The 11,219-nt window shown below is 72.8% G+C and carries 11 protein-coding genes; 3 read left to right on the forward strand and 8 right to left on the reverse strand.

Annotated features, from left to right (window positions below):
- Window positions 1-478: 478 nt before the first annotated feature.
- Window positions 479-2,017: a replication-associated recombination protein A gene (locus AB0A95_RS31660; protein WP_357559397.1), complete on the reverse strand. Its 1,539-nt coding sequence runs from the start codon at window positions 2,015-2,017 to the stop codon at window positions 479-481.
- Window positions 2,018-2,091: 74 nt separating this feature from the next.
- Entirely contained in the window at window positions 2,092-2,304 is a 213-nt protein-coding gene (locus AB0A95_RS31665; RefSeq protein WP_204944524.1) for a hypothetical protein, read from the reverse strand.
- 229 nt (window positions 2,305-2,533) lie between these two features.
- Here AB0A95_RS31665 and AB0A95_RS31670 point away from each other — a divergent pair, with 229 nt between their 5' ends.
- On the forward strand, window positions 2,534-2,968 hold the full coding sequence (locus AB0A95_RS31670; RefSeq protein WP_357559398.1) for a GNAT family N-acetyltransferase: 435 nt from the start codon (window positions 2,534-2,536) through the stop codon (window positions 2,966-2,968).
- A 40-nt stretch (window positions 2,969-3,008) separates the two neighbouring features.
- On the opposite strand, the gene AB0A95_RS31675 is transcribed toward AB0A95_RS31670, so the two are convergent.
- The 4 genes from AB0A95_RS31675 to aspS form a co-directional block, all read right to left on the reverse strand.
- Window positions 3,009-4,295, reverse strand: a complete 1,287-nt coding sequence (locus AB0A95_RS31675) for an MFS transporter (protein ID WP_357559399.1) — start codon at window positions 4,293-4,295, stop codon at window positions 3,009-3,011.
- Between the two features lie 55 nt (window positions 4,296-4,350).
- A complete protein-coding gene (locus AB0A95_RS31680) occupies window positions 4,351-4,950 on the reverse strand; it encodes a helix-turn-helix domain-containing protein (RefSeq protein WP_357559400.1) in 600 nt (199 codons plus the stop codon).
- 82 nt (window positions 4,951-5,032) lie between these two features.
- On the reverse strand, window positions 5,033-5,845 hold the full coding sequence (locus AB0A95_RS31685) for a sugar nucleotide-binding protein (RefSeq protein ID WP_357559401.1): 813 nt from the start codon (window positions 5,843-5,845) through the stop codon (window positions 5,033-5,035).
- An 87-nt stretch (window positions 5,846-5,932) separates the two neighbouring features.
- Window positions 5,933-7,738: an aspartate--tRNA ligase gene (gene aspS / locus AB0A95_RS31690; protein ID WP_357559402.1), complete on the reverse strand. Its 1,806-nt coding sequence runs from the start codon at window positions 7,736-7,738 to the stop codon at window positions 5,933-5,935.
- 155 nt (window positions 7,739-7,893) lie between these two features.
- Here aspS and AB0A95_RS31695 point away from each other — a divergent pair, with 155 nt between their 5' ends.
- Window positions 7,894-8,601, forward strand: a complete 708-nt coding sequence (locus AB0A95_RS31695) for a DUF998 domain-containing protein (protein WP_357559403.1) — start codon at window positions 7,894-7,896, stop codon at window positions 8,599-8,601.
- 68 nt (window positions 8,602-8,669) lie between these two features.
- Here the strand turns inward: AB0A95_RS31695 and AB0A95_RS31700 are convergent, their stop codons facing one another.
- Window positions 8,670-9,716, reverse strand: coding sequence for a S1 family peptidase (locus AB0A95_RS31700; protein ID WP_357559404.1), 1,047 nt, complete (start codon window positions 9,714-9,716; stop codon window positions 8,670-8,672).
- A 276-nt stretch (window positions 9,717-9,992) separates the two neighbouring features.
- Window positions 9,993-10,469: a helix-turn-helix domain-containing protein gene (locus AB0A95_RS31705; protein ID WP_357559405.1), complete on the reverse strand. Its 477-nt coding sequence runs from the start codon at window positions 10,467-10,469 to the stop codon at window positions 9,993-9,995.
- Between the two features lie 55 nt (window positions 10,470-10,524).
- On the opposite strand from AB0A95_RS31705, the gene AB0A95_RS31710 reads away from it, so the two are divergent.
- On the forward strand, window positions 10,525-11,031 hold the full coding sequence (locus AB0A95_RS31710; protein ID WP_357559406.1) for a PaaI family thioesterase: 507 nt from the start codon (window positions 10,525-10,527) through the stop codon (window positions 11,029-11,031).
- Window positions 11,032-11,219 lie beyond the last annotated feature (188 nt).

Raw genomic sequence — 11,219 nt, forward strand, 5'->3', positions numbered from 1 at the left:
TGCACGCCCCGACGCACGGGCTGGCCCTGGACGGGCGCAGCGCCGCCGGCGACGGGCGGCCGGTCGTCCGGGCGGCGGCCCGTCGGCGGCACGTCCCCCGGCCAGGGGGTGTCGACCGGTCGACGTGCGGCGGCGCCACCCGGGCCGCTCTGGCGCACGGCAGGCGGCGCCGCGGCCTCCGGGGGCATCGGCTGACGCGCCCCGGCCGATTCCGCCGGCGCACCCCGACGCGGCCCGGCCGGCTCCGCCGGCGCACCCCCGTGGGGGCGGTCGGGCTCCGCCGGTGCGCCGTCCGGGCCCAGCTCGCCGCGCTGCTGCTTGGCCGACCGCAGGTCGTCGATCCAGCCGAACTCCTCGCCGGCGACCGGCTCCTCCGGCTCGACCTCGGCCGCCCGGCCTCGACCCCACCGGCGCGTCTTGGCGCTCCGATCGCGCCCCTCGTCCGGGCCCTCGTCCGGGCGGTCCCCACCACGCGATCTCACTGTTGACCCTCTCCTGCGGCGTCAGCGCCGCTGTCCTGCGTCGTGCCGGGGGCGCCCGTGCCCGTCGTCGGGCGACCGATCTCACCGGGAAGCGCCGACGCGGTCCGCGTCGTTACCGGCGGCTCGGCTGTCCCGGTGTCCGGTCGGGCGGCCGGGGCCGGCAGGCCACGCACGATCCGGCGCAGCACCGGCAGCCGGGTGGCCACCGACCGCTCCGCGCCGTGCGGGCTGGGCTGGTAGTAGTCGATGCCCACCAGGTCGTCCGGGACGTACTGCTGGGTGACCACGCCGCGCTGGTCGTCGTGCGGGTAGCGGTAGCCGGTGCCGTGGCCCAGCCCGCGAGCGCCGGCGTAGTGCGCGTCGCGCAGCCCGCGCGGCACCGGGCCACCGCGGCCGGCCCGGACGTCGGCGATGGCGGCGCCGATGGCGGTGGTGGCCGAGTTCGACTTGGGCGCGGTGGCCAGATGGATCACCGCCTGGGCCAGGTTGAGCTGCGCTTCGGGCAGCCCGACGTACTCGACGGCGTGGGCGGCGGCGGTGGCGACGCTCAGGGCGCCGGGGTCGGCCATGCCCACGTCCTCGCTGGCGAAGATGACCAGGCGGCGGGCGATGAACCGGGCGTCCTCGCCGGCGACAAGCATGCGGGCCAGCCAGTGCACCGCGGCGTCCACGTCCGAGCCGCGCATGCTCTTGATGAAGGCGCTGACCACGTCGTAGTGGGCGTCGCCGTCGCGGTCGTAGCGCACCGCCGCGACATCGACGGCCTGCTCGGCGGTGGCGAGGTCGATCCGCCCGCTGCCCAGCGCCGTGGCCGAGGCCGCCGCCGCCTCCAGGGCGGTGAGTGCCTTACGGACGTCACCGGAGGCGAGCCGGACCAGGTGGTCCTCGGCTTCGGTGGTCAGGGTGAGCACGTCGTCCAGGCCGCGCTTGTCGGCGACCGCGCGGCGCAGCAGGCCCCGCACCGCCTCGTCGTCCAACGGTTGCAGGGTGAGCAGCACGCACCGCGACAACAGCGGTGAGATGACCGAGAAGTATGGATTTTCGGTGGTCGCCGCCAGCAACGTGACAGTGCGGTCCTCGACGGCGGCGAGCAGCGAATCCTGTTGGGTCTTGCTGAACCGGTGCACCTCGTCGATGAAGAGCACGGTCTGCGGGCCGCCCGAACGGCGCTGGCGGCGGGCCGCCTCGATCACCGCCCGCACGTCCTTGACACCGGCGGAGAGCGCCGACATGGCGACGAAGCGGCGGTCGGTCGCCCCGGCCACCAGGTGCGCGATGGTGGTCTTGCCGCTGCCCGGCGGACCCCAGAGGATCACCGACATCGGGGCGCCGCCGGAGACCAGTTGCCGCAGCGGGGCGCCGGGGGCGAGCAGGTGGTCCTGCCCGACCAACTCGTCGAGGGTCACCGGGCGCATCCGGACGGGCAGGGGCGAATCGTCGGCCACCGCGGTGAAGCCGTCGACACCGGCGGGACCGTCGGGCGCGCTGCGCGACCCGGCGGGTTCACCGAGGGAGAAGAGGGCGTCGGACTCCATCACGAAGACAGTACCGGGCCGGGCCCACGAGGCCGGAATCGCGCCGTGGGCCCGCCACCGGTGATCGGTTCCGGTCAGCCACGACCCGGGCGACGACCCCGGTACCAACGGCCGCCGCCACCGCCGCGCGGACCGTTGCCCACGCCACCCAGGTAGAGCGAGAGCAGGAGCAGCCCGATGAGTACGAGAGTGTTCCAGTTGAACAGGTCGGGTGCTCCGAAGTCTGTGTTGAGCAGGTCGAGCAGCAGGGCGAAGCCAAAGACGATGGCGGCGAGAATGGCGAGCATGTCGGTCCTCCGGTGGGGGTTCCCAGTAGGTCGGCGCGTGATGTACCCAATCGGTCGACTCGCCAATCTCGACGGTGGATCCGGTTGCCTCGCCGCTGCCCGACGCGGGCGTCGTACCCCCGGCTTCTAGGCTGGTCAGCATGATCCTCGACGACCAGGTGCTCCGGGACCGGGGCAGCGACTGCATCTGCCCCGGCACGATCGCGCTCTGCTGACCGGCCGGCTGGCGGTGGCCGAGCACCACGACTGGGACTTCCACTGGACCGACGCGCCACCACCGGCGCGGCCGGACGCGCAACCGGTCGTCCGCCTCACCGACGCCGACACCCCGGCGCTGGAGACGCTCGTCGACGAGGCGTTCCCCAGCACCACCTCCCGCCCCGGCGACCCGCGGGTGGTCGACTGGTACGGCGGCCGACTGGTGGCGTGCGGCGTGGACCGCAGCCAGAGCGACGTCGGCTTCCCCGCCGGCCTGACCGTGGCCCCCGACCTACGCGGTCGGGGTCTGGGCGCCTCGCTGACCGCCGGGATGGCCCGGGCGCTGCTGGCCCGCCACCACACCGTGGCGCTCGGCGTCTACACGCACAACGTCGGTGCGGCACGGCTCTACCGTCGGCTCGGCTCCACCAACACCCTTCCGCTCAGCACGATTCGCCTCGGGTGAGAGACGAGGTCCCCCCGATGCGCCAGGGAGCACCTCCTCCTCACCGGTCGGCGGCCGGGACGGGCGCCGCCGTCGCCTCGACGGGCGTTGCCGGCCGACGGCCGGCCAGCCAGGCGGGCAAATAGAGCGGTGCGGCGACGGCGAGCACCACCGCGCCGACCACCATCGCGGTGCTGACGCTGGCGGCGGCGGCGATCGCGGTCAGGACCACCCCGCCGAGGGCGCCGGCCGGTTGCGCCATCATCGAGTTCAGGGAGAGCACGCTGGTCCGGTACGGGCCGTCGACCTGCCTGTGCAACAGGCCACTGTGCAGCGGGTTCGACGCGCCGTGCACGGCATAGCAGGCCAGATAGGCCACCAGCACCCCGACCGGCCCGGCGAACAGACCCATCCCGACCACCGTCACACCCTGCAAAATGCGCAGCAGGGCCGCGCCCGGAGCCGCACCGAGCCAGCGCGACAGCAGGGGGGTCAGCGCCGCGCCAGCGGCCGAGGCCAGCCAGGCGGCCGAACTGGCCGGCCCGAGCAGCGCGGCGGCCCGCTCCGGGTCGCCGATCACCTCGGCGAGCCGAACCGGCAGCAACGACTCGAAGGTGATCATGCCGAAGCCCCAGAACAGCTCCACCGACACCAGGGCCAGCAGCACCCGGGAACGGCGCAACAGCCCGAACGCCTGGCCGATCATCCGAGGCGCCTGGACCACCGAGGCCCGTATCGCCGCGACCCCGCTGGCCGGTCGCTGCTCGACCAACAGGACGAGCAGCGCGACGAGCGCCGCCGCCTGCGCGACGATCGCGGCCAGCACAGGCACTGTGAGCGCGCTGACCGGCCCGATCGGACCCAGTGCGACAAGGCCACCGCTGAGCAGCGCGCCAGCGCCGATGGCGCCGCCGCTGACAGTGCCGGCGTGCCCGAGACCGCGTTCGTACTCGGCCTCCGGGTCGACGGCCAGTGTGGCATCGACGTACCAGGACTCCAGCGGGCCGCTGTCCAGTGCCCGATAGATCCCCTGCACCGCATAGACCAGGAAGAACACCCAGAACGAGTCGGCCACCGCGAACAGCGTCAACGAGACGAGGCTGAGCGCCCCGGCGACGACAAGCACCGGCCGGCGACCGAGGGCGTCGGCGAGCCCACCGGTGGGCAACTCCAGCGCGAGCACCAGCAGCCCCTGCGCGGTGTAGACCAGGCCGATCTGCGGCAACGACAGGCCGCGTTCCTGCATCAGCAGGATCATCACCGGGATCATCAGACCCGTGGGCAGCCAGCGCAGGCCGTAGAGCGTGAGGTAACGACGCCGGACCTGGCGTACGGTCAGCGCGCTCACGACACCACCCCCGTTCGCGACTGCGGGGCTCGCAACCCCGGCTCACTCCTCGCGCTCACCAGCGCTCGTCCAGACGGGGGAAGCCGGCCAGGAACACGTGCACCGGCTTCGCGTCCGACGTCTCGGAGACGGCCTCGTCGCGGTAGCGCATCAGCACCGCCCACAGGTCGTCAGTGAGCGCCCGCAGCCGAGCCGGATCCAGCGGCAGCACCAGGTCGCTCATGCCGGCGGCGTCACGCCAGGCACGGGACTGGTGGTGCTCGACAGCCATCCACCGCTCGGCCAACTCGGCCATCAGCCGCACCTGGTCGGTCTGGATCCACTGCACCGCGGCACGGGCGTCCGGATCGTCGTCGAAGTCGGTGGGCTCGAAGTGACTCACGTCGTGCGTGGCCTGCCACCAGCGTTGCCGACCCGTGCCCCGGTCAGCGTCCTCGGACACGAGCCCCACCTCGGCGAGTTGCCGCAGGTGATAGCTGGTCGCACCGGTGTTGGTGCCCAGCTTCTCGGCGAGGGCGGTCGCGGTGGCCGGCCCGTCGACGCGCAGCGAACCGAGCAGCCGCATCCGTAGGGGGTGGGCCAGCACGCGGACCTGCCGGCCGTCCAGATCGACGCGCCGCTGCTCGTTCGGGCCGTCGGGTGGCGAGTTCTCCATGCATGCACACTATCTCTGCACGCTTCTTATGCACAAGAGTTATGCACAATAAGCGTGCCGACGCCAGGGGGAGATCAGCTGGTCAGCGAGCCAGGAGTTCGCGCACCCCGCGCAGTCGGGTGCGCAGCAGGCCGGCGGCCCGGGAGCTGTCCAGGCGTACGTCGAGGGGGCGGGACAGGCCGACGGCCGCGCCGGTGGTGGTCCGGAGCCCGGCCCGGTCCAGGCCGAGGTGCTCGGCGACGAGGAGACCCAGGTCGGCCCGGCTGACCGGGTCGGGGCCGGCCACGTTGAGCGGACCGGCGTACGGCGAGGTGACCAACTCCAGCACGGCGTCGGCCAGGTCGCTGACGTCGACCGGGCACCGGAACTCGTCGGTGAACAGCGCCGCCCGGCCGGCGAGCGCGTCCCGGCAGAGCTGGATCTGTTTGCTGCCCTCCCCCAGGATCAGTGAGGTACGCACCAGGGCCGCGCCGGGGTCGATCGCCCGCACGGCGGTCTCGGCCGCGGCCTTCGCGGCACCGTACGCGTGCACCGGCGTGGGCGGGTCGTCGTCGGCGTACGGGGTGGGACGGCCGGCGTGCACCGCGTCACTGGACACGTGCACGAGTCGGGCACCGGTCTCGGCGGCGGCGACCGCCACGTTCGCGGCCCCGTCGGCGGTGACCGCCCAGTCGTCGTACCGATAGGGGGTGCCGACCACGGCGTCCGGCCGCACCTCGGCGACCAGCGCGCGCACGGCGGCCCGGTCGGTCACGTCCAGCCGACGTGCCGCGACCCCCGGCACCGAGATGGCACCGGAGTGGAAGGTCCCCACCACCGCGAACCCGCCGCGAACCCCCCGCCGGCAGACCTCCCGCCCCAACAGCCCACTGCCCCCGACAACAAGCACCCGCACCGCGACCCCCAGCTGGGTTCGATCACGGGATGACGACCCACACCCGATCGCGTGGGGCCCGTCATCCCATGATCAACGACGACAGGGTCAGACCGGGTCGGAGACCGGGGCGGCCGGGCCGGCCGTGCCCGTGTGGGCCGTCGCGGGGGGCTTGGGCTTGGCGTCGATGCCGGCCTCGGCGCGCTGCTGGGTGGTGATCGGGGTGGGAGCGCCGGTCAGCGGGTCGAACCCGCCACGGGTCTTCGGGAACGCGATGACCTCGCGGATCGAGTCGGCGCCGGCGAGCAGCATGCACACCCGGTCCCAGCCGAACGCGATGCCGCCGTGCGGCGGAGCGCCGTACTTGAACGCCTCCAGCAGGAAACCGAACTTGTCCTGCGCCTCCTCGGGAGTGATGCCGAGCAGGTCGAAGACCCGCTTCTGCACGTCACCCCGGTGGATACGGATCGACCCGCCGCCGATCTCGTTGCCGTTGCAGACGATGTCGTACGCGTACGCCAGGGCCCGGTCCGGAGCCTCCTCGAACCTGTCGACCCACTCGGCGTTCGGCGAGGTGAACGGGTGGTGCACGGCCGTCCAACCGCCCTCGTCGGTGCGCTCGAACATCGGGGCGTCGACCACCCAGCAGAACGCCCAGGCGCTCTCGTCGATCAGCCCGGCCCGCTTGGCGATCTCGACGCGGGCCGCGCCGAGCAGTTCCTGCGCCTCCCGGGAGGTGGCGCTGGCGGCGAAGAAGACCGCGTCGCCCGGCTTGGCGCCGACCGCGTCGGCGAGCCCGCCCAGGTGCTCGGCGGACAGGTTCTTCGCCACCGGGCCGCGCGCCTCGCCGGTCTCGGCGTCCAGCACCACGTACGCCAGGCCCCGCGCGCCACGCGCCTTGGCCCAGTCCTGCCAGCCGTCCAGTTCCTTGCGGCTCTGCGCCGCGCCGCCCGGCATCACCACCGCGCCGACGTAACCGCCCGCGTCGATCGCCCCGGCGAAGACCCGGAACGCGGTGCCGCGCAGGTAGTCGGTCAGCTCGGTCAGCTCGACGCCGTAGCGCAGGTCCGGCTTGTCGGAGCCGTACCGGGCCATGGCGTCGTGCCAGGTGATCCGCGGGATCGGCGCGGAGATCTCGTGCCCGGCCAGGTCCTTCCACAGCGTCGAGACGATCGCCTCACCGAGGTCGATCACGTCGTCCTCGGTGACGAAGGACATCTCGATGTCGAGCTGGGTGAACTCGGGCTGCCGGTCGGCGCGGAAGTCCTCGTCGCGGTAGCAGCGGGCGATCTGGTAATACCGCTCCATGCCGCCGACCATCAGCAGCTGCTTGAACAGCTGCGGCGACTGCGGCAGCGCGTACCAGCTGCCGGGCTGCAACCGCACCGGCACCAGGAAGTCGCGGGCGCCCTCGGGCGTCGACCGGGTCAGCGTCGGCGTCTCGATCTCCAGGAAGTCCCGCTCGTGCAGCACCCCCCGGGCCAGGTGGCTGGCGCGCGAGCGCAGCCGCAACGCGTTCGCCGGCCCGCTGCGGCGCAGGTCCAGGTAGCGGTACTTCAGTCGGATGTCGTCGCCGGCCTCGATCTGGTCGTCCACCGGCAGCGGCAGCGGCGCCGCCTCGGAGAGCACCTCCAGCTCGGTGACTGTCACCTCGACCTCACCGGTGGGCAGCTCCGGGTTCTCGTTGCCGGCCGGCCGGCGGGTCACCTCGCCGACGACCTTCACGCAGAACTCGTTGCGCAGCGCGTGCGCGTCCTCCTCGCGGAAGACCACCTGGACGACGCCGGTGCCGTCGCGCAGGTCGACGAAGATGACCCCGCCGTGGTCGCGCCGGCGGGCCACCCACCCAGCGAGCGTCACCGTCGAGCCGGCGTCCGCGGCGCGCAGGCTTCCGGCATTGTGGGTACGGATCACGGCTGGCAACTCCTCATCGTGGAACAGTCCTCACCGGCATTCTGTCAGGGGTGGCCGCCCCGCCTCCGGGGCACCCGGCAGGCCGGCACGTTTCGCTGGTGGGGCAGGCCGACGAAGCCGACTCGGCCAGCGGCCATGCCGGTTAACGTGGCGAAATGCGCGCCGTACCGAATTGGGCCGTCGCCACGGCGGCGGCCGCGCCCCTGCTGCTGGTGAGCGGCTGGACGGTCGCGGCGGCGCGGCAACCCGCCGGGTACGACCCGATTCGGGACACCATCAGCGAGCTGGCCGGACAGGACGCCACCGACGCCTGGATCATGGTCGTGGCGCTGGTGCTGCTCGGCTGCTGTTACCTGTCGGTGGCCGCCGTCCTGCACGCGGCCGGGCTGCCCAGCAGGTTCCTGCTCGCGGTCGGTGGGATGGCCACCATCACGCTCGTCGCGTTTCCCCGGCCTCCGGTGGGCGGCTCGCTCAGCCACGGCGTCGCGGCGACGGTGGCCGTCCTCGCCCTGGCGCTCTGGCCGGCCGGGTCGGCACTGCGGCTGCCGCGGGGCCACGACGCCGCGCACCCGGCCCGTCCGGAGCCGCCCTGGGCGTTTCGCCGGGCGGTGGGGCTCAGTGCCACCGTGGTGTTGCTCGCGCTCTTCGGCTGGTGCGCCTTCGAGGTGACAGGCGGGTCCCGCACCGGGCTGGCCGAACGGGTGACGGCGGTGGCGGTCTCCCTCTGGCCGCTGCTGGCGGTGCTCTCCGCCCGGCGGGCGCATCTCGCCTGGTCCGTCGGTGCCGCGGCACCCGGTGACACCGCCGCTGTCGTACCCCCGGATCCCCTGCGGCCCACCCGGCGCCCCGACCGGCTCGCCTGAGCTGGCGGCGGCCGGACGCGCGGCGCGGGCCGCCGGAGGGTTCCGGCGGCCCGCGGGTGGCGCATCGATCAGAAGACGCTGACGCCGTAGCGGCTCAGGGCCTCGGTGACGGGCTGGAAGAAGGTCGTGCCGCCGGTGCGGCAGTTGCCACTGCCGCCGGAGGTCATGCCCAGGGCCGTGGTGTTGGCGAACAGCGAGCCGCCGCTGTCGCCCGGCTCGGCGCAGACGTTGGTGCGGATCAGGCCGGAGACCGAGCCCTCGGCGTAGTTCACAGTGGCGTTCGTCGCGGTCACCGAGCCGGAACGCAGGCCGGTGGTGCTGCCGGAGCGCTGCACCGACTGGCCGACGGACGCGTTGCCGGCACCGGTGATGTCCCGGTAGCTGCCGTTGTAGAGGTAGACGTTGCCGGCGGCGTTGGCGGAGTTGCTGTGCCGCACGATGCCGTAGTCGTTGCCCGGGAAGCTGGTGCCGGTGCGCGTGCCGATCAGCGCGGTCTGGGCGGAGTTCGAATACCAGCTGGCCGAGATGTTGGTGCAGTGCCCGGCGGTCACGAAGGAGTAGGTGCTGCCGCTGCGCACGTTGAAGCCGAGCGAGCAGCGCCCGCCACCGCCGGCGTAGATGGCCTGGCCACCGGAGATCCGGGTGCTGAGCACACCGGCCTCGGCCTCGACGCGGACCGCGCCGTTGGCCCGCGCGGCGGCGGCCCTGACCCGCTCCAGCTTGGCGCCGGTGACGGTGCTGTCGACGGAGACGACGACCTGGTTGGTGACCGGGTCACTCCACCAGGCGGTGCCCGGGATCTTGGCGGAGCGCTCCAGCTCGGCGGTGGCCCGGTTGAGTTCACCGGCACCCCGGGTGACGTAGCGGACGGCGGCGCCGGCCCTGCTCGCCGTGCTGGCGGCGGCCGCGTCGGTCACCGTGACGACGGACCTGCCGCTGGCGTCGATGTACGAGCCGGCCGAGCGGTCACCGAGTTGCGCGGACAGCGCGGCCGCGGCGTCGGGCGAGGCGGCGGGTGCGGCCTGGGCCGGTGCGCCGATGAGCGCGCCGACGACCAGGCTTCCGGAAACGGCGACAGTCGCCGCAACGCGGAATGTGGACCTCGTGGGTCGCATGTAACAACCTCCTGGGCGGGGGAGTGGGTCTCGCCGAGGTCGGCTGACCCGATGACAGCCCAGCCGATCTGGGGAAACCGGCCAAGTGCAGTGAAGTATTCACATACTTGAGTGCGTTGACAAGGCTTGGTTCCGCCCGGCTTCACCGAACTTGGCAGGGCTACATCACCGCAACACCACCGACACGTTCACGAACAGCTACCGTCACACTCGACAAGCCCTCGGCAAGCATGATCGTCGATGCCTCGCGGCGTCGGTCGGCGCGGTTGTCGCGCGTCAGGGGGAACGGCGACGAGCGCCGGGACCGGGGCGGGACAGCACGTCGCGCATCCGCCGCACGTCGTGCCCTTCGGCACAGCGCAGCTCGACGCGCACCGGGGCATCGCAGTCACGGTGAGTGACGGTCAGCGGTGAGCCCTCGGCGTCGGCGAGATACCTGTCGCCCCACCCGAGCACGGCCACCAGGACCGGCCACAGGTCCAAGCCCTTCTCCGTCAACCGGTACTCGTGGCGCGGCCGGCTGCCCGGCTCCCGGTACGGCTCCCGGCGAAGCACACCCTGCCCCACCAGGGCGGCCAGTCGGTTGGTCAACACCTGCCGCGGAATGCCGGTGCGCACCCGCATGTCGTCGAATCGGCGCACGCCGGTGAACACCTCCCGGAGCACCACCAGGGTCCACCGCTCGCCGAGGATCTCCATGGCGCGGGCGATGGTGCAGTTCTCCACCGACCAGTCCAGTGCCGCGGGTCGCATCCGCCCAGGCTAGGTCTCGTTGACAGACTCAGCAACCTGCTGCCAGGCTGCGTCCATGACGCAGACTCAGGAACCGGCGCGCAGTCGCACCTTCACCTGGGCGGACCCGGCGGTCAACGCCGCCCAGATCGGTCGACGCAGCGGCCTGGACCTGCTCCGGGCGATGATCGCCGGCGAGCTGGCCGCACCACCGGTGATGCACCTCATCGACATGACCCGGATGGAGGCCGACGAGCGTCGGGTGGTCGTCGAGTTGACCCCGCAGGAGTTCCACTACAACCCGCTCGGCAGCGTCCACGGTGGTGTGCTCTCGACACTGCTGGACACCGCCGCCGGCTGTGCCGTGCACACCACCCTGCCGGCCGGCGTCGCCTACACCTCGCTGGACCTCAACGTGAAGTTCCTCCGCCCGGTCACCGTCGACAGTGGCACGTTGCGCTGCGAGGGCACGGTGCTACAACGCGGCCGCCGAACGGCCCTGGCCGAGTCCCGCATCACCGACGCCGCAACCCGCCTGATAGCCCACGCCACCAGCACCTGCCTACTCCTCCCCCAACCCTGACCCACCCGCCCCCCGCCCCCGCCCCCATCCCGCGTTGATCATGGAGTTATTGCCCTGACACGCCGACGCGGGTGGCAATAACGTCATGATCAACGCGGGATTGGGGGTGGGGTGGGGGTGGGGGTGGGGGTGACTCGACTCCGGCCTGGACAAGGACTGGCTCTGGCAGGACTGGCAGGACTCGGTAA

Source organism: Micromonospora sp. NPDC049230 (assembly GCF_040647875.1).
Classification (GTDB): Bacteria; Actinomycetota; Actinomycetes; order Mycobacteriales; family Micromonosporaceae; genus Micromonospora.

What these genes read in the sequence shown, in the direction of transcription:
- AB0A95_RS31660 (WP_357559397.1), bottom strand. Translation starts at nt 2,017, where the DNA reads ATGGAGTCCGACGCCCTCTTCTCCCTCGGTGAACCCGCCGGGTCGCGC.
- AB0A95_RS31665 (WP_204944524.1), bottom strand. Translation starts at nt 2,304, where the DNA reads ATGCTCGCCATTCTCGCCGCCATCGTCTTTGGCTTCGCCCTGCTGCTC.
- AB0A95_RS31680 (WP_357559400.1), bottom strand. Translation starts at nt 4,950, where the DNA reads ATGGAGAACTCGCCACCCGACGGCCCGAACGAGCAGCGGCGCGTCGAT.
- AB0A95_RS31695 (WP_357559403.1), top strand. Translation starts at nt 7,894, where the DNA reads ATGCGCGCCGTACCGAATTGGGCCGTCGCCACGGCGGCGGCCGCGCCC.
- AB0A95_RS31700 (WP_357559404.1), bottom strand. Translation starts at nt 9,716, where the DNA reads ATGCGACCCACGAGGTCCACATTCCGCGTTGCGGCGACTGTCGCCGTT.
- AB0A95_RS31705 (WP_357559405.1), bottom strand. Translation starts at nt 10,469, where the DNA reads ATGCGACCCGCGGCACTGGACTGGTCGGTGGAGAACTGCACCATCGCC.
- AB0A95_RS31710 (WP_357559406.1), top strand. Translation starts at nt 10,525, where the DNA reads ATGACGCAGACTCAGGAACCGGCGCGCAGTCGCACCTTCACCTGGGCG.